Source organism: Rhodococcus opacus, assembly GCF_012396235.1.
GTDB lineage: Bacteria > Actinomycetota > Actinomycetes > Mycobacteriales > Mycobacteriaceae > Rhodococcus_F > Rhodococcus_F opacus.
In genome coordinates this window covers 173,830-190,513 of sequence record NZ_JAAXPA010000008.1, presented here as the reverse complement: position 1 = coordinate 190,513, position 16,684 = coordinate 173,830, and the positions used below count along the sequence as shown (strand labels likewise).

Here is a 16,684-nt window from a genome sequence, read left to right as displayed (position 1 = left end):
GACTGTGGACCGTGGTCCTGGTGCTCGAACACCAGGACCGGCGGACCGCCGCGAACGCGCCTACGTCGTGCGGTGAAAACGCCCGGACGAAGCCTGATCTCGTGGCTTGACGACGATCTGGTCGATGTTCACGTGGGAGGGCCTCGAGGCGACGAACCCGACGACGTCCGCGACGTCCGCGGCGACGAGCGGGGTGATGCCCGCGTAGACCTTGTCGGCGCGCTCCTGGTCGCCTTCGAAACGCACCAGGGAGAACTCGGTTTCCACTGCGCCCGGTGCGATCTCGGTGAGACGGACCGGCTTGCCGAGCAGTTCTCCGCGCAGCGTGCGGTGCAGGACGCCCTCCGCGTGCTTGGCGGTCGTGTATCCGGAACCGTTGTCGTACGCCTCGAGCGCGGCCAGCGATGTGATGGTGACGATCAGACCGTCACCCGACTCGACCAACTTCGGCAACAGCGCCTTGGTGATCCGAAGGGTGCCCAGGACATTGGTCTCCCACATCCACCGCCAGTCGTCGAGATCGGCGTCGGCGACGGTGGCCAGTCCCTTGGCGCCGCCCGCATTGTTCACGAGCACGTCGACCCTCGGCAGTACCGCGCTGAACGCGTCCACGGAATCCTGGTCCGTGACGTCGAGTTCGAGCGCGGTACCGCCGATGTCTTCGGCGATCTTCTCCAGACGATCCAGTCGCCGGGCCCCGATGACCACATGAAATCCCTGCGAGGCCAGGGTGCGGGCGGTGGCTTCTCCGATTCCGGAGCTCGCCCCGGTGACGACGGCGATGCGGGTGTCAGGTGAAAAGGTCATGCCGACATGTTAGGGCTCGTCGATGACGGAGTAGCCACTCGCGTCGCCGGCGACGCTGCGGCTGCGCTCGCCCCGGATGTCGACGGGGACGTCACCGGCCAGGGTGATGCGGTTGAGGCGCCGGTACTGATCGTCGTAGTCGGCAACGGCGTAGTGCTGAGTGGCACGGTTGTCCCAGATCGCGACATCGCCCGACTGCCAGTTCCACCGGGTCGTGAACTCGAGCGAGATCGCGTGATCCTGCAGAACCCGGAAGAGTGCCTGCGACTGGGTGCTGCTCAGGCCGACCAGGCTCTTGACGAAGCGACCGAGCAGCAGTGTGCGCTCGCCGGTCTCGGGGTGCACCCGCACCACGGGGTGCTCCGTCTCGAAGTAGGTGGACTGGAACTCGGCGCGGTACTCCTTCGCCTTGTCGTCCTGCGCGCGTTCCGCGCTGGTCGCCGCGTAGTCGTAGACGTTGGTGTGCGTCGCCCACAGGTTGTCGGCGAGGACCTTCAGCGGCTCGGGCAGCGCGTTGTACGCGGCGACACCCGACGCCCAGGTGGTGGATCCGCCGTACGTGGGGAGTTGTACGGCGCGCAGGATCGACGCCTTCGGGATGCGATCGACGAACGTGACGTCGGTGTGCCAGCTGTTGGCCTTGCCGTAGTCGGAGTCGATGGGCAGCACTTTGGTGCCGCGCGACGTGACGGTCGGATGCGCCGTGGTGGGGGAGCCGAGAAGCTCCGCGAATTCGTACTGCGAGTCGTCGGTCAGATGTTCCTGGCCGCGGAAGAAGATCACCTTGTGCTCGAGCAGGGCCTGGCGGATGAGCGACACGGTGGCGGGGTCGAGGTTGCCGCCGAGCCGGACGCCGTCGATCCGGGCGCCGATGTGGGCACCGAGCTTGACGACGCTCGCCGCGTTCTGGGAACCCTCGGCGTCTGTCACGTGCTCGGGCGCGAAATCGATGGACATGGTGAGCCTTTCGGATACCGGAGACGGTGTGGAGTCCCGTAACCGAACCACCGGTGGGTGTGTCGCAGGAAGGATTTGCGTCACCCTGATCGCAAGGGGCGGGCGCTACGCGGCGGCGCGAACCTTCCGCGTGATCGCGACGACGCAGAGCAGGCTGAGCAGCGTGACCGCAGTGAGGTACAGGGAGATCGGTGCCGACGAACCCCAGTTCGCGTACAGCGCGGCGGCCACTGTCGGGGCGAGCCCGCCGCCGAGAACCGATCCGATCTGATAGCCGAGCGACGCACCGCTGTACCGGACCTCGGCACTGAACAGTTCGGTGAACAGAGCCGCGATCACCGGGGGGTTCCGGAGGTCGATCAGCGGGAACAGCGCGGCCGCCCAGACGGTCAGCCCCACCGAGCCCGTGACGAGGAGCACGAGCGTCTTGCTCATGCCCAGGACCTTCGTCGAATAGGACAGCAGGTACGCCATGAAGATGTAACCGACCGTGTTGATGCCGATGAACGCACCCGCGGCCAGCAGCACTTCGCGCAGGTTCTCCCGCAGGACGGTGACGATCGGCAATCGTTGATCGCGGTGCGTGCTCTCGACCTTCTCGAAGTCGGGGCTCTCGGAGATGGTGAACCGGATGACGAGACCCATCGGCACCATCACCGCACTGGCCAGGAACGGGACCCGCCAGCCCCAGGACAGGAACGCTTCTTCGCTGACGGAGAACGTCGCGAACGCGGCCAGCGTCCCCGCGATCGAGGAGAAGGACGGGAAGAACAACGGGCCGAACACGATTGCCGCGGCCATGCCGTAGATGACGTAGTCGTACCACTCGATGGCGGTCCCGATGAGACTGGCGCCCGGCCACCTTCAGCGGCCGGACGGTCGCCCGGGGTGTCACGGAGTTCTGGGTGGAGGTCACGTCGATTTCCTTCGAGGGTGCGAATGGAGGTTCGGTCACGATGGCGATCTCGGCCGTCTGATCAGCGACATCTCGGAGGTGCTCACATCGATACATCTCGCTCCTAAAACTGTACGTTCGGTTGGTATTTCGGCGTAGTGCGTCGTGAAACACTCTTGCCGTCAAGAGTGGCGATGCCCTCCGATGTGCGCCGGCAGGCGCCACTCGCAGTGGCGGGAACTGGGGTAAGTGGCGCGGCGCGGAGGCACCCGCCGACGCGCCCTCCGATTGGTGAAACCGACCGAAGCTGCTACTTTCGTGTCATGTCTTCAGGCCAGTCGACCGCTCCGCGGGTCACCTATGTGACTTCCGCGCTGGGCTCGCGGCTGCCCTTGGCGCGGGAACTGTGTTGTCGCTGTCTCAGCATCTGCAGCTAATTCGCGCAGTCTTCTCCTGATCGATCGTCCTCGGTCGTCCCACTCTCGGCCCGGGACGGATGCAGCGTTCGGACGAAGGTGCGCACCGCCTCCGCATGCAAGGACTGCCACGTGTCTACCCCCACTCTTTCCAGCCCCACCCGGACCGGCTCCGCATCTCGATTCCAGCGGCCCGTGTCCCGTCCCCGTCTCCACATCGTTCCCCCCGAGCTGCGGATCAGCGACGGCCCGGCCGCCGGTGTTCTGCGGGTGGCCCGGTCTCGCGGCCCGTTGTCGCGGGACGTCGCCGCGAAGGCAACCGGCCTGAGCATCGCCACCGTCAACCGTCAGGTGTCGGCGCTCCTCGACCTCGGGCTGCTGCGCGAGCGCGGCGACCTCACGCCGTCCGGCGCGATCGGTCGTCCGCGGGTTCCGTTCGAGGTCAACCACGAGCCCTACCTGACGGTGGGCATTCACATCGGCGCGGTCGTGACCAGCATCATCGCCAGTGATCTGCGCGGGAAGGTCCTCGGCGCGGTCGAGGTGCCCACCCCGCAGGGCGCGTCCGCCGACGCACTCGCCGGCATTGCACGCAGCGCGCGGGCCTTCGCTTCCCGCTGGCACCGGCGTCGCCCGCTGTGGGCGGGTGTCGCACTCGGCGGTCGGGTCGATCCGCAGACCGGTGTCGTCGACCACCCCCGGCTGGGATGGAAGTCCGCTCAGGTCGGCGCCATCATCGCGACTAGACTCGGGTTGCCCGTCTCCGTCGCGGCGCACGTCGAGGCGATGGCCGCGTCCGAGCTGCTGCTGAGCCCGGACAGCGAAGACGGTGTCGCGCAAGGCGAAACGGGCCTGTACTTCTACGCCCGTGAGACGGCCGGCATCGCGATCACCATCGACGGCCGCGTTCACACGCCGTCGAGCGGTCCCGGTTCGATCGCGCACCTGCCGACGGGCTCGTCGGCGCAGTGCTCGTGCGGTTCACGCGGGTGCCTCGAGGCGACGATCAGTGATCGCGCGGTCATTTCCGCCGCCCTCGATGCGGGCATCCTCCCGGCGTCGAACCAGCGGCCGACGATGAGTGCCCTCTACAAGGCCGCGTCCTCGGGTTCCGTTCCCGCGCACGCGCTTCTGGTGGTACGTGCTCAGGTGCTCGGGAAGACGGTCGCCATGCTGCGGGACCTGTTCAACCCGGATCGGGTGATCCTCGGAGGCCAGGCGTTCACCGAGTACCCGGCCGGGATCCCGCACGTCGCGGAGGCCTTCGCGCAGGCATCGTCGCTGGAGCGCAGGGACATTCGCATCTCCGGATTCGGCAACCGGGTGCAGGAGTACGCCTCGACGGTGGTGTCGCTGAGCACCATCTACTCCGATCCGGTCGGAGCGATGCGCCGGACGTCGATCTAGCGTCACAGCGATTCGTCAGCCGCACAGGCAATTGCCTGTGCGGCTGACGAATTCGTATGCTTCTTCCCCGGGTGCTTGCTCCCCGGTGCGTCTCAGAGTTTGCGCAGCCCGTCGAGGACGCGCTCCATCAGTTTCCGGTCCGGCCCGGTGGACCCGGCGGTCTCGTTCACGGTGACCGCCCCGGCTGCCGCGAGGTCGCCGAGGAGTACGCGCGCGACGCCGAGCGGGATCGACGCGAGCGACGCGATCTCGGCCACCGACCGCGGTTCGGAGCACAGCGCGAAGACGCGGCGCAGTTCGTCCGGTGCAAGCATCCCGTCCACGACGGTGTCGCCGTCCGGGCGGGCGACGATGAGCGCCTCCAGTGGCAGATCGACCCCGGACTCGGTCCGCCCGCCCGTGAGGATGAACGGCCGGACGATGGAGACGGTGTCCTCGGGCGCCACCCACTCGGTGGGCTCGGCGGCAGGACTGTCGACGGACTCGGGAGTCTGATCGGCGTGTTCGGAAACGGGTTCCACCTGCTCGGGAGCGGCCTCGGCGCGGCCGGGCTCCACCCACTCGGCCGGCTGCGGCGGGCTCGGGTCCTGCTCTTTCCTGGCGCTGCGGCGCCGGCCGGCTGATCCGAAGCGCGCCCCTGTCGCGCCGATCGACGGCCAGTTCTCGTCGCTCACAGTCATCGGTTGGGACCCTTCTCGCACTACCCCACCCACTCCATGGTCCCAAACTCGCGTTTCGGGTGAATGCACCGGTCCCTGTGATTCCGGCTACAGGGTGCGCGCGAGCGTTAGATTTGCTGCGTGACCCACTGGCGGCAGAACTCGGATCCGTTCCTCGCTCCCGATCTCGGCCGGTCCGCGCTGCTCGTCGTCGACACACAGGTGGACTTCGTCGACGGCGGGACCGCCCCGATTCCCGGCACCTCCGCGGTGCTGCCCGCGATCGCGCGTCTCGTGGACGCCTACCGGGAGGCCTCGGCGCCGATCGTGCACGTCGTCCGGTTGTACGAGGGCGACGACGTCGACCTGTGCCGGCGCCGCGTGATCGCGGCCGGACTCGACATCGTCAGACCGGGCACCGCCGGCTCCCAGGTGGCGCCGGAGCTGGGGGTGCCACCGCTCGACCCCGAGTCGCTCCTCGGCGGCGGCCTCCAGTCCGTCTCGCCCACCGAGCACATCCTGTTCAAACCCCGGTGGAGTTCGTTCTACCGCACCGAACTCGACGGCCGCCTGCGCCAGTGGAGGGTTGACACCGTGGTGATCGCGGGATGCAACTATCCCAACTGCCCGCGCGCCACGATCTTCGACGCCAGCGAACGCGATTACAAGGTGCTCGTCGCAGCCGATGCGATCTCGGGCGTCGACGCGCGTCACCTGGAGGAGGCCGGGCGAATAGGGGTTCTCCACGCGGAGACCGACGAGATCGTCGAGGCGTTGCAGCCACCCGAGCTCGAGGTGATCAGCTGAGCGGCGGCGCCGAGGTCGCGTCCGGTGGCGCACCCCGCCTGCGCAGCTCCGCGCGCGCCCGCTCGATGCCGCCGTGCTCCAACGCGGCGAGTGGTGACTCGTCGGCCCAGACGAGCTCACCGCGACGGCGGACCGTGACACTCATCGAGCCCGCGAGGTGCTCGAGGGCGCCGGGGATGTTGCGACGCTCGGTGGGGAGCGGAACCGGCAGCACGTGCGCCGCGCTCAGCGGGGAGCCGCCCTCGATCTCGACGCTCCACGTGCGACCGCGGCCCCGCAGCGACCACCGATCGTCCGTGACATGCGCCCGGACGGGGGAGGTGACCGGGTTGCCGAGGCGGAACACCGTGCCGTCGGGCAGCGCGACGACGACGGCCGTGACCTCGGTGCGCAGCCCGCCCGCGGTGATCTCGCCGCCGGCGAACGCGACGCACGCCTGCCGGTCGGCGAAACCCTGAGCCTGGCCCCACCACCAGGAGTGGGGGAATCCGCCCTTGCCCCAATTCTTTTCGCCGTAGACCTGGGCGCCGTCGAGGTCGATCTCGGTGCCGCCCAGCACGGCCGTTCCCTCGGCCCGTCCGCCGAGCAGCCACGGGTGCCAGTACTGGTTCAGCGCGGGCACGGTCTGGAACACACTCGATCCGCCGAGCCTGCGCCGCGGCCACGGGACCTGGGCGCCGACCCGGACGTCGAGGCGGGCGTCCGGCCCGAGGTCCACCCGCACACGGTCGACGGACCCGCGGAAAGCGTCGCCCGCGAACGCGCCGAGTCCGGCAGGGTTGGCGTAGCCCTCCGGATGCGCGGCGGTCCGCAGGAACCGGGTGGGGTGACCGGCGAGACCGAGCGTCGCCCAGTGCCCGTCCGCGGCCCGGTTGATTCCCGCCAGCGCGATGACGACCTGTCCCGTCGCGGGCTGGGTGAACCGCCAGAAATAGCCTTCCATCGCGACGTCGTGTGCGGCGAGCACGTTGCCGAACGGCAGATCCGCTCCCGTGGCGCGGTATGCCCGCAGCAGACGCGGCATCGGTCAGCTTCCCGGCTGGGGGTGCAGCACCGCCTGCGACTGCGTCACCTGCGCCACGAGTCGATCCTCGCCGTCCCGCAGTTCGGTGACGACGGCGACCGTGGTTCGTCCGGCGTGCAGCGGCCGCGCCGTCGCGGTGACGGTGCCCTTGCGGACGCCGCGGGTGAACACCGTGCTCGAACTCGTGGTCGACGTGGATGCCCCCGCCGGAAGATTGAGAAACGCGCAGACCGCTCCGACACTGTCGGCGAGCGTCATCAGCGCCCCGCCGTGCATGCCGTTTCCCGCGGTCGTGCGGTGCTGTTCCCACTCGAGGTGCCCGACGACCTCTTCGGGCGCGGCCTTCGTGAGGCGGACCCCGGTATGTACGGCGAACGGCATGGTCGCGACGAGATCAGCGGGATGCATACCCGTGGATGCTAGGCGCGGAACCGAACCCGCGCAGGCGGTTCGCGGGGATACCCGCGCCGGTCGATCAGAGGGGCAGCGAAGACTCCGCGAGTCCGGCCGGTGCCCCGCGACGGCGGAACCACTCCTGACCGAACGCCGCCCGCAACTGATCCTCGGGCATCTGCAGGAATGGGCCGAAATCCCCGATCTGGGTGGCGTGCGCGTGCATCGCGGCCCGTTTGGCGTCCATGGCCGAGGTGACGTCCACGACCGTGGTGATCTCGGAGTCCGGCAGACCGAACGTGTCGAGGTCCGGTGGCTGGGCGTTCTCGGACCACTCCGGATTCGCGGCCATGAGCCGCCGGATGTGGTCGCGGCTCACGGCGGCCTCGTAGACGTGCGGCACACCGGCCAGTTCGGCGGCCCGGATGCCCACGTGATGCACCTGGACATGATCGGGATGACCGTAGCCACCGTTGGGGTCGTAGATGGTGACCACGTCGGCGGATTCCTCGACGAGGATCGCGGCCAGCCGGGCAGCTGCCTCCTCGACGTCGACGTTGCAGAACGCGGCGGGGTTCTCGTTCTCCGGCGTTCCCGCCATCCCGGAATCCGCGTAGTGGAGCAGCACCACACGCTGGGCGCCGAGCAGCGACGTCGACTCCTCCAGCTCGCGGCGCCGACGTTCGGCGAGTGATTCGCCGTCGGTCAGGATTCCGTCGGGGGCCTCGCCGAGCGCCCCGTCCGTCGCGGTGACCACGACGACGCGATGGCCGGCGTCGGCGGCCTGACGCATCACGCCGCCCGTGGTGAACACTTCGTCGTCGGGATGGGCGTGGAAACACACCAGGACACTCATGAGCGCAATACTTGCACGTGCTGGAAGTCGCGGCCACGATCTGTGAGGCTCGACGCGTGCTCGGTACCTATCGTCAGATCTTCGCCGCCCCCGGCTCCGCAGCGTTCTCCGCCGCAGGATTCGTTGCGCGGGTACCGATCGCCATGGTCGGCATCGGCATCGTCACGATGCTGTCCGAACTGCGCGGCGACTACGCACTGGCCGGTGCCCTCGCCGCGGTGTTCGCGCTGACCTACGCGTTCATCACCCCGGTCGTGTCCCGGGCGGTGGACCGGTACGGGCAGTCCCGTGTCCTTCCCGTCGCGTCGGGGATCAGCGCGACGTCCATCGCCGCGATGCTGTTGTGCGTCCGGTTCGGGACGCCCGACTGGGTGCTGTTCGTGTGGGCAGTTCCCGCCGGCTGCATGCCCACGATCGGTGCGATGGTGCGCGCCCGCTGGACCGAGCTGTACCGCGGCACGCCACTGCTGCGGACGGCGTTCGCGTTCGAGGCGGTGGTGGACGAGCTGTGCTTCATCGCGGGACCGGTGGTCTCCGTCGGATTGTCCGTCACGGTGTTCCCCGAGGCGGGACCGCTCGCGGGTCTCGTCCTGCTGGTGGTCGGCACGCTCGCGCTCGTCGCTCAGCGCGGCACCGAGCCCCCCGTGCATGCAGCAACGCACGACGGCCGCCCGTCCGTCGTCAGGACGCCCGCCGTGTGGATTCTCGTGGCGGTGATGGTGTCGATGGGCACGATCTTCGGTGTCATCGACGTCGGTGCCATCGCCTTCACCCGAAGCCACGACGCACCCGCCTCCGCCACCGTGGTGCTGGCCCTGTTCGCGGCCGGTTCCGCTGTGGCGGGCATCGTGTTCGGCGCGATCCGGGTGTCGGCGTCGCTCCGGAAACAGCTGATGGTCGCGGTCCTCGCGGTGGCAGTGCTGACGGTTCCACTCCTTCTGGCGGACAGCATTCCGGCGCTCGCCGTCGCCTACGCGGTAGCGGGGATGACGGTGGCGCCGATCATGATCGTCACGACCGGTCTCGTCGAGCAGATCGTGCCCGCGGCCGCGCTGACCGAGGGCATCACCTGGATCGTCACCGGGCTGGGTGTCGGCGTCGCCGTGGGATCGGCACTCGCGGGCCGGATGATCGACGAATTCGGCACGACGGCGGGTTACGCGGTGGCGGCGGTCGCCGCGCTGCTGGCCTCTATGGTGACCCCATGGCTATTCGTGAAACAGTCGGCGTCGACGGAACGCCCCTCGTCTACTCGGTGACCGGTGACCCCGACGCGCGGGCCCTGGTGCTTCTGCACGGTTGGGCGCAGTCCTCGAAGTGCTGGGGCCCCGGGGTGCTCGACGAACTCGCGGCCCGCTACCGCGTCATCGCCGTCGACCTTCGCGGACACGGCTACTCGGGTGCGCCCGACACCGGCTACGCCGACTCCGCGATCTGGGCCGGGGACGTCGACGCGGTACTCACGGCCGAAGGTGTCACGTCCGGCGCCGTGCTTCTCGGCTGGTCCTACGGCGGCCTCGTGATCTGCGACTACCTGGCGTCGCACGGCACGTCCGCCGTCGACGGTGTGGTCCTCGTCGGAGCCATCACCAGCATCGGTCGCGGGGAGGCAGGCGGCAAGGTCGGTGCCGCGATGCGCGCGGCGATCCCCGGCGCGATGTCCGAGGAACCGCGCGAGGCGATCCGCGCGCTGGGCGCATTCGGCAACGCGCTCACCGGACCGCCGGAAGGCAAGGGCGCACAGTCGCAGGCGCTGTTCGGGGCCAGCCTCACCACCCCGCCCCGGGTGCGGGCCGCCCTCTTCAACCGGTCCGCGAGCCACGACGACCTGCTCCGGTCCCTCGACGTGCCGGTGCTCGTCCTGCACGGCACCGAGGACTCCGTCGTCGACGTCTCGGCTGGTAGGCACGCTGCAGAACTGATCCCGCAGGCGCGGGCGTCGTTCTGGGAAGGCTGCGATCACGGACCGTTCGTGGAGGATCCCGAGAGGTTCGTGAAGGAGGTCGGCGAGTTCGTCGACAACCTCGGTTAAAGGGGCCGATCGGTGAGGGAGCACTATGGAGTGGTGACGCCCATGCACAACTCGCGCCCCCGCAGGGTGGCCGTCCTCTCGGTCCACACCTCACCACTGGCGCAGCCCGGTACCGGCGATGCGGGCGGCATGAACGTCTACGTGCTGCAGTCCGCCATCCAGATGGCGCGTCGCGGCGTCGAGGTGGAAATCTTCACCCGGGCCACGTCGTCCGCCGACGCACCGGTCCAGGAAGCGGCGCCGGGGGTCCTCGTCCGGAACGTCGTAGCGGGCCCGTTCGAGGGGCTGGACAAGCAGGATCTGCCCACGCAGCTCTGCGCGTTCGTCGCCGGGGTGCTCCGCGAGGAGGCCCGCCACGAACCGGGCTACTACAACGTGGTGCACTCGCACTACTGGTTGTCGGGGCAGGTCGGCTGGCTCGCCCGCGACCGCTGGGGTGTGCCGCTCGTGCACACCGCGCACACGCTCGCCGCGGTCAAGAATCTGTCGCTCGCCGACGGTGACACTCCCGAACCGGCCGCCCGCCAGATCGGCGAGCAGCAGGTGGTGGCCGAGTCCGACCGGCTCGTGGCCAACACCACCGAGGAATCCGATCAGCTGGTCCGCCATTACGGCGCCGACCCGAACCGGATCGACGTGGTGGCGCCCGGCGCCGATCTGACGCGGTACCGGCCGGGCGACGGGGCCGCCGCCCGGGCGAAGCTGGGACTCGACCCGCGCGAGACCGTCGTGACGTTCGTCGGACGCATCCAGCCGCTCAAGGCGCCCGACGTCCTGCTCCGCGCCGCCGCCGAACTGATCGCCCGAGACCCCGAATCGACACTGCGGGTGCTCGTGGTCGGCGGTCCGTCCGGTTCCGGGCTGGCTCGGCCGGACGCGTTGATCGAACTCGCGTCCTCGCTCGGCATCGCCGCGCGGGTGACGTTCCTCCCGCCGCAGGCGCCCGATCGGCTCGTCGACGTGTACCGGGCTTCGGATCTCGTTGCGGTGCCGAGTTATTCGGAGTCTTTCGGGCTGGTGGCCATCGAGGCGCAGGCCTGCGGCACGCCGGTGATCGCCGCGAACGTGGGCGGTCTCGGCGTCGCCGTCCGGAACGGCGAGACCGGGCTTCTCGTGGACGGGCACCGCACCGAGGACTGGGCGGCGGCGTTGCGGTCGCTGGTCTCCGAGCCCGGCAGGCTCGCCGCGCTGGCCGCCGAGGCGCCGCGTCACGCGGAGAATTTCTCCTGGGAACACACCGCCGACGGACTCCTCGAGAGTTATCGGATGGCGACCGTCAACTACAACTACGGACACGGCCCCAGCGAATTCTCACCGCGTCGCGGACGCGGACTGTGGAAGCTGCGCAGGGCCGGGGGAGTGCGCGCATGAGCGACCTGGCCGACGTGATCGAGTCCGCCCTGACCGAACGTGAGATGGACTTCACGAGGAAGGACTCGACGCACTTCATCGTCGAGTTGCCCGGCGAGCGCAAGCTCAAGACCACCACGCTCCTGACCGTCGGCAAGCACGGTCTGCGCGTCGAAGCGTTCGTCTGCCGCAAGCCCGACGAGAACTTCGAAGGGGTCTACAAGTACCTGCTGCGGCGCAATCGCCGGCTGTACTCGGTGGCGTACACGATCGACAAGATCGGCGACATCTACCTGGTCGGCCAGATCGCCGAGCACGCGGTGACCGCGGACGAACTGGACCGGATTCTCGGGCAGGTGCTCGAGGCTGCCGACGGCGACTTCAACACTCTCCTCGAACTCGGTTTTGCCGGTTCCATCAAGCGCGAGTGGGAGTGGCGCGTCTCACGCGGGGAGTCGCTGGCGAACCTGAAACCGTTCGAACATCTCATCGAGGACTCGCAGCCCTGAGTGCTGTCGACCGCCCGCGGACCGGAAATACGCACGGGTAGAGTTGCGGCGAGCTTGTGACTGTTGTCACAGGTTAGGTACATGTGTCTGATGTTCACAGAAACTTGTACCGACAACTGCTGCTGCAACACTTCGAGGGAGAGGCCCCAGTGAGCTTCAAGAGCCCGTTTCCGGACGTCGAGATTCCGAACCTCAGTGTCTACGATTTCCTTTTCGGTCAGGTCGACCCGGCCGATGGGGACCGGCCCGCGCTGATCGACGGTGCCTCCGGCGCGGTCACCACCTACCAGTCGCTCATCGCCCAGATCAACGGGGTCGCGGGGGCGTTGGCCGCGCGCGGTCTCGCCGTCGGCGAGGTGGTGGGTCTGCATTCGCCGAACGTTCCCGCGTTCGCGTCGGTGTTCCACGGGATCCTGCGGGCCGGTGGCGTCGCGACCACCATCAACGCCCTCTACACCGCGGAGGACATCGCCAAGCAGCTCACCGACTCGAAGGCGAAGTTTCTGTTCACCGTCTCCCCACTGCTGCCGCAGGCCAAGGATGCCGCGGCCCGCGTCGGGATCCCGGTAGAGAACGTGATCGTCCTCGACGGCGCCGACGGGCACCCGTCGCTGAAAGATCTGCTGGCCGACGGCGCCCCCGCCCCGGAGGTGTCGTTCGATCCGGCGACCCAGCTGGCGGTGCTGCCGTACTCGTCCGGGACCACCGGCCGGCCCAAGGGGGTGATGCTCACGCACCGCAACCTGGTGGCGAATGTGTGTCAGATCAACCCGCGGATGGGCATCGGTGCCGACGACAAACTGCTCGCGGTGCTGCCGTTCTTCCACATCTACGGGATGACGGTGCTGCTGAACGCGGCCCTGTACAACCGGGCGAGCTTGGTGACGATGCCGAAGTTCGACCTGGTCGAATTCCTGAAGATCGTGTCCGGGCAGAAGTGCACGTATGTGTTCATCGCCCCGCCGGTCGCGGTGGCGTTGGCCAAGCATCCGCTGGTCGACGATTACGACCTGTCGAGCGTGCATTCGATCTTCTCCGGCGCCGCCCCTCTGGATCAGGAGCTGGGCAAGGCCGTCGCGAACCGGCTCGGGTGCCGGGTGCGGCAGGGCTACGGGATGTCGGAGATGAGCCCGGTCTCGCACGCGATCCCGTTCGACCGTGACGACATCGCCCTGGACTCGGTGGGTCCGTCGATCGCGAACATGGAGTGCAAGCTGGTCGACCCGGCCACCGGGGAGGAGGTCGCCTACCCGGCGGAGGGTGTCAGTGAGCCGGGTGAGTTGTGGTGCAAGGGCCCGAACATCATGGCCGGGTACCTTGGCAACGACGAGGCCACCGCGGAGACCCTGGATGCGGACGGGTACCTGCACACCGGCGACATCGCGACCGTCGACTCCGAGGGGGTGGTGACGATCGTGGACCGGATGAAGGAGCTCATCAAGTACAAGGGTTACCAGGTGCCGCCCGCCGAACTGGAGGCGTTGCTGTTGACGCACCCGCAGATCGCCGACGCCGCCGTCATCGGGGTTCTCGACGACGAGGGTGAGGAGGTGCCGAAGGCGTTCGTCGTCCGCCAGCAGGGCGCCGACCTGGACGAGGCTGCAGTCATCGCGTTCGTCGCCGAGCGGGTGTCGCCGCACAAAAAGGTCCGCAAGGTCGAGTTCATCGACCTGGTGCCGAAGTCCGCCGCGGGCAAGATCCTCCGCAAGGATCTCCGGGCAAGCGAGGCCGGCCGGAGCTGACGGCAGGGGTTCACGGCGCGAGGGTTCCGGGAGGCATGCCAGGATGAACGGCATGAGTACCGGAACCCTTGTGCTGCTCCGCCACGGCGAGAGCGAATGGAATGCGCTCAACTTGTTCACCGGCTGGGTGGACGTCCACCTGACCGATAAGGGCATCGCCGAGGGCAAGCGTGCCGGCGAATTGCTGCTCGAGCACAACCTGCTCCCCGACGTGCTGTACACGTCGCTGCTGCGCCGCGCGATCAGCACCGCCAACATCGCGCTCGACACCGCCGACCGGCACTGGATTCCCGTCACCCGCGACTGGCGTCTCAACGAGCGCCACTACGGTGCCCTGCAGGGACGCAACAAGGCGCAGGTCAAGGACAAGTACGGCGACGAGCAGTTCATGCTGTGGCGCCGCAGCTACGACACCCCGCCGCCGCCGATCGAGGCCGGCAGCGAGTACAGCCAGGACACCGATCCCCGCTACGCGAACCTCGATGAGGTCCCACTGACGGAGTGCCTGAAGGACGTCGTCGTCCGCCTGATCCCGTACTGGGAAGACACCATCTCCGCCGACCTGAAGGCGGGCAAGACCGTGCTGATCACCGCGCACGGCAACTCGCTGCGCGCCCTCGTCAAGCACCTCGACGGAATCTCCGACGAGGACATCGCGGGCCTGAACATCCCGACGGGCATCCCGCTGCGCTACGACCTGGACGAGAACCTGAAGCCGCTCAACCCCGGGGGCACGTACCTCGACCCCGAGGCCGCCGCCGCGGGCGCCGCCGCGGTCGCGAACCAGGGCGGGAAGTAACCCGTGCGACCGGCCGGACGTCGCGTTCGCGGGACGTCCGGCCAACGGCAGGTTAACTGCGGACGAAGACTCCGGTCGCCGCGTGTGACGTGCGCGGAAATGCCCGGTCCCGGCGTAACCGGCCCGCCGCACGAACGTACGATTCAGGCGTGAGTGTTGTTCAGGCCGTCTTGCTTGCCATCGTGGGCGGCTTCGTCGGTTACCTCGTCGGTGGCGTGCTGATCCCCATGCTGTCCACCCGGCAGGCGCAGCGCATGGAAGAGCAGTCCGGGCTCACGATGTCGCAGGTGCTCGACCTGATCGTGCTGGCATCCGAGAGCGGCATCGCCGTGGTCGACCAGTTCCACGACGTCGTCCTGTTCAACCCCCGCGCGGAGGAGCTGGGCCTGGTGCGGAACCGGCTCGTCGACGACCGGGCGTGGGTGGCGGCGCTCCGGGTCCTCGAAACCGGCGAACCCGTCGAGGTCGACCTGAGTACCAAGAACCCGCAGCGCGGACGCGATCGGATCGCGGTGCGCGGCACCGCACGTCTGCTCAGCAAGCAAGACCACAACTTCGTGGTCCTGTTCGCCGACGACGACTCCGAGCAGGTGCGGATGGAGGCGACCCGCCGCGACTTCGTCGCCAACGTCAGCCACGAGCTCAAGACCCCGGTCGGCGCGATGGGTCTGCTGGCGGAGGCACTCCTCGAATCGGCCGACGATCCCGATTCGGTCCGGCACTTCGGCGAACGCGTGCTCAGTGAATCCGTCCGGCTCGGCAAGATGGTCACCGAACTGATCGCGCTGTCGCGGCTGCAGGGCGCCGAGAAACTGCCCGACCTCGAGGCCGTCTCGGTCGACGAGGTGGTGGACGAGGCGCTGCAGCGTTGCAAGATCTCCGCGGAAGCCGCCGGCATCGCCGTCACCACGGACCACAACAGCGGCTACGAAGTGCTCGGCGACCGCGCCCTCCTCGTCACCGCGCTGTCCAACCTGGTCCAGAACGCCATCGCCTATTCGCCGAAGGGCACCCCCGTCTCGGTGAGCCGGTCGATCCGCGGCGACAACGTGGCGATCTCGGTGACCGACCGCGGCGAAGGCATCGCCAAGGCAGACCAGGAGCGGGTGTTCGAACGGTTCTTCCGCGTCGACAAGGCGCGGGCCCGCGCGACCGGCGGAACGGGGCTCGGCCTCGCGATCGTCAAACACGTGGCCGCCAACCACAACGGATCGATCGACCTGTGGAGCAAGCCCGGAACAGGTTCGACGTTTACCCTGCAGATTCCTGCACACATCGAGACAGTGGACGCCGAGGGCGGAAACGTCGGGAAGAGAGAAACCGGTATGGAGGCCAAGCGATGACAAGTGTGCTGATCGTGGAAGACGAGGAGTCACTGGCCGACCCATTGGCATTCCTGTTACGCAAGGAAGGATTCGAGACGACGATCGTGGGCGACGGACCGTCCGCGCTCGCCGAGTTCGACCGGGCCGGTGCCGACATCGTCCTCCTCGACCTCATGCTGCCCGGCATGAGCGGCACGGACGTCTGCAAGCAGCTCCGCAGCCGGTCCGGTGTCCCCGTCATCATGGTGACGGCACGGGACAGCGAGATCGACAAGGTGGTGGGCCTCGAACTCGGCGCCGACGACTACGTGACCAAGCCGTACTCGGCGCGGGAACTGATCGCCCGCATCCGCGCGGTGCTGCGCCGCGGCGTCGACAGCGAACTCGACGTCGCGCAGGACTCGGCCGTCCTCGAGGCGGGACCGGTCCGGATGGACGTCGAACGTCACGTGGTCCAGGTGAACGGCGAGGCCGTCACGCTGCCGCTCAAGGAGTTCGACCTCCTCGAGTACCTGCTGCGGAACTCGGGCCGGGTGCTCACCCGCGGGCAGCTGATCGACCGGGTGTGGGGCGCGGACTATGTCGGCGACACCAAGACCCTCGACGTGCACGTCAAGCGTCTGCGCTCGAAGATCGAGACCGACCCGGCCAAGCCGGAGCATCTCGTCACCGTCCGCGGCCTGGGCTACAAACTGGAGGCGTGAGC

The 16,684-nt window shown here is 68.5% G+C and carries 17 protein-coding genes; 10 read left to right on the top strand and 7 right to left on the bottom strand.

Features of this window, described 5'->3' with window-relative positions:
* Nucleotides 1-60: 60 nt before the first annotated feature.
* The 3 genes from HGB39_RS13375 to HGB39_RS13365 all read right to left on the bottom strand — a co-directional run bounded on the left by HGB39_RS13375 (nt 61) and on the right by HGB39_RS13365 (nt 2,565).
* On the bottom strand, nt 61-807 hold the full coding sequence (locus HGB39_RS13375; RefSeq protein ID WP_005560405.1) for an SDR family NAD(P)-dependent oxidoreductase: 747 nt from the start codon (nt 805-807) through the stop codon (nt 61-63).
* A 9-nt stretch (nt 808-816) separates the two neighbouring features.
* The gene (locus HGB39_RS13370) at nt 817-1,764 is read right to left on the bottom strand and encodes a TauD/TfdA dioxygenase family protein (protein WP_005560403.1); all 948 of its coding nucleotides are present in this window, start codon (nt 1,762-1,764) and stop codon (nt 817-819) included.
* A gap of 105 nt (nt 1,765-1,869) precedes the next feature.
* The gene (locus HGB39_RS13365) at nt 1,870-2,565 is read right to left on the bottom strand and encodes an MFS transporter (RefSeq protein ID WP_005560400.1); all 696 of its coding nucleotides are present in this window, start codon (nt 2,563-2,565) and stop codon (nt 1,870-1,872) included.
* A 642-nt stretch (nt 2,566-3,207) separates the two neighbouring features.
* Here HGB39_RS13365 and HGB39_RS13360 point away from each other — a divergent pair.
* Nucleotides 3,208-4,482: an ROK family transcriptional regulator gene (locus HGB39_RS13360; RefSeq protein ID WP_064079821.1), complete on the top strand. Its 1,275-nt coding sequence runs from the start codon at nt 3,208-3,210 to the stop codon at nt 4,480-4,482.
* A gap of 92 nt (nt 4,483-4,574) precedes the next feature.
* Here HGB39_RS13360 and HGB39_RS13355 read toward each other — a convergent pair whose 3' ends face one another.
* On the bottom strand, nt 4,575-5,162 hold the full coding sequence (locus tag HGB39_RS13355; RefSeq protein ID WP_005570454.1) for a DUF742 domain-containing protein: 588 nt from the start codon (nt 5,160-5,162) through the stop codon (nt 4,575-4,577).
* Nucleotides 5,163-5,282: 120 nt separating this feature from the next.
* Here HGB39_RS13355 and HGB39_RS13350 point away from each other — a divergent pair, with 120 nt between their 5' ends.
* Nucleotides 5,283-5,948, top strand: a complete 666-nt coding sequence (locus HGB39_RS13350) for a cysteine hydrolase family protein (protein ID WP_005570453.1) — start codon at nt 5,283-5,285, stop codon at nt 5,946-5,948.
* Here HGB39_RS13350 and HGB39_RS13345 read toward each other — a convergent pair.
* From HGB39_RS13345 to HGB39_RS13335, 3 genes are all read right to left on the bottom strand, one after another.
* A complete protein-coding gene (locus tag HGB39_RS13345; RefSeq protein ID WP_054247479.1) occupies nt 5,941-6,972 on the bottom strand; it encodes a tocopherol cyclase family protein in 1,032 nt (343 codons plus the stop codon). The two genes, HGB39_RS13350 and HGB39_RS13345, sit on opposite strands and share 8 nt — an antisense overlap.
* 3 nt (nt 6,973-6,975) lie before the next feature.
* A complete protein-coding gene (locus HGB39_RS13340) occupies nt 6,976-7,380 on the bottom strand; it encodes a PaaI family thioesterase (RefSeq protein WP_005566244.1) in 405 nt (134 codons plus the stop codon).
* 67 nt (nt 7,381-7,447) lie between these two features.
* Nucleotides 7,448-8,221, bottom strand: coding sequence for a PIG-L family deacetylase (locus tag HGB39_RS13335; RefSeq protein WP_005566246.1), 774 nt, complete (start codon nt 8,219-8,221; stop codon nt 7,448-7,450).
* A 56-nt stretch (nt 8,222-8,277) separates the two neighbouring features.
* Between HGB39_RS13335 and HGB39_RS13330 the strand changes: the two genes are divergently transcribed.
* From HGB39_RS13330 to HGB39_RS13295, 8 genes are all read left to right on the top strand, one after another.
* Nucleotides 8,278-9,480 (top strand): MFS transporter, encoded by a 1,203-nt coding sequence (locus HGB39_RS13330; RefSeq protein WP_005566247.1) that lies wholly within the window; start codon nt 8,278-8,280, stop codon nt 9,478-9,480.
* A complete protein-coding gene (locus tag HGB39_RS13325) occupies nt 9,426-10,253 on the top strand; it encodes an alpha/beta fold hydrolase (protein WP_043789598.1) in 828 nt (275 codons plus the stop codon). Before HGB39_RS13330 ends, HGB39_RS13325 begins: the two co-directional genes overlap by 55 nt.
* A gap of 12 nt (nt 10,254-10,265) precedes the next feature.
* Nucleotides 10,266-11,624 (top strand): D-inositol-3-phosphate glycosyltransferase, encoded by a 1,359-nt coding sequence (mshA, locus tag HGB39_RS13320; protein WP_183102233.1) that lies wholly within the window; start codon nt 10,266-10,268, stop codon nt 11,622-11,624.
* Nucleotides 11,621-12,112: a type III secretion system chaperone family protein gene (locus HGB39_RS13315; RefSeq protein WP_005258397.1), complete on the top strand. Its 492-nt coding sequence runs from the start codon at nt 11,621-11,623 to the stop codon at nt 12,110-12,112. Before mshA ends, HGB39_RS13315 begins: the two co-directional genes overlap by 4 nt.
* A gap of 149 nt (nt 12,113-12,261) precedes the next feature.
* Nucleotides 12,262-13,854 carry an AMP-binding protein gene (locus tag HGB39_RS13310; RefSeq protein ID WP_064079823.1) on the top strand — a complete coding sequence of 531 codons (1,593 nt, stop codon included), beginning with the start codon at nt 12,262-12,264 and terminating at the stop codon, nt 13,852-13,854.
* Between the two features lie 43 nt (nt 13,855-13,897).
* Nucleotides 13,898-14,653: a phosphoglyceromutase gene (locus HGB39_RS13305; protein ID WP_169692668.1), complete on the top strand. Its 756-nt coding sequence runs from the start codon at nt 13,898-13,900 to the stop codon at nt 14,651-14,653.
* A 149-nt stretch (nt 14,654-14,802) separates the two neighbouring features.
* Nucleotides 14,803-15,996 carry a sensor histidine kinase gene (locus HGB39_RS13300; RefSeq protein ID WP_005560371.1) on the top strand — a complete coding sequence of 398 codons (1,194 nt, stop codon included), beginning with the start codon at nt 14,803-14,805 and terminating at the stop codon, nt 15,994-15,996.
* Entirely contained in the window at nt 15,993-16,682 is a 690-nt protein-coding gene (locus HGB39_RS13295; protein ID WP_005251956.1) for a winged helix-turn-helix domain-containing protein, read from the top strand. Before HGB39_RS13300 ends, HGB39_RS13295 begins: the two co-directional genes overlap by 4 nt.
* The last annotated feature ends 2 nt before the right edge of the window (nt 16,683-16,684 follow it).

Excerpts from the sequence above, each read along its gene's own strand:
- HGB39_RS13365 (WP_005560400.1), bottom strand. The coding sequence starts at position 2,565 with ATGGCCGCGGCAATCGTGTTCGGCCCGTTGTTCTTCCCGTCCTTCTCC.
- HGB39_RS13355 (WP_005570454.1), bottom strand. The coding sequence starts at position 5,162 with ATGACTGTGAGCGACGAGAACTGGCCGTCGATCGGCGCGACAGGGGCG.
- HGB39_RS13345 (WP_054247479.1), bottom strand. The coding sequence starts at position 6,972 with ATGCCGCGTCTGCTGCGGGCATACCGCGCCACGGGAGCGGATCTGCCG.
- HGB39_RS13295 (WP_005251956.1), top strand. The coding sequence starts at position 15,993 with ATGACAAGTGTGCTGATCGTGGAAGACGAGGAGTCACTGGCCGACCCA.
- HGB39_RS13325 (WP_043789598.1), top strand. The coding sequence starts at position 9,426 with ATGGCTATTCGTGAAACAGTCGGCGTCGACGGAACGCCCCTCGTCTAC.
- HGB39_RS13375 (WP_005560405.1), bottom strand. The coding sequence starts at position 807 with ATGACCTTTTCACCTGACACCCGCATCGCCGTCGTCACCGGGGCGAGC.
- HGB39_RS13315 (WP_005258397.1), top strand. The coding sequence starts at position 11,621 with ATGAGCGACCTGGCCGACGTGATCGAGTCCGCCCTGACCGAACGTGAG.
- HGB39_RS13340 (WP_005566244.1), bottom strand. The coding sequence starts at position 7,380 with ATGCATCCCGCTGATCTCGTCGCGACCATGCCGTTCGCCGTACATACC.
- HGB39_RS13335 (WP_005566246.1), bottom strand. The coding sequence starts at position 8,221 with ATGAGTGTCCTGGTGTGTTTCCACGCCCATCCCGACGACGAAGTGTTC.
- HGB39_RS13305 (WP_169692668.1), top strand. The coding sequence starts at position 13,898 with ATGAACGGCATGAGTACCGGAACCCTTGTGCTGCTCCGCCACGGCGAG.
- HGB39_RS13370 (WP_005560403.1), bottom strand. The coding sequence starts at position 1,764 with ATGTCCATCGATTTCGCGCCCGAGCACGTGACAGACGCCGAGGGTTCC.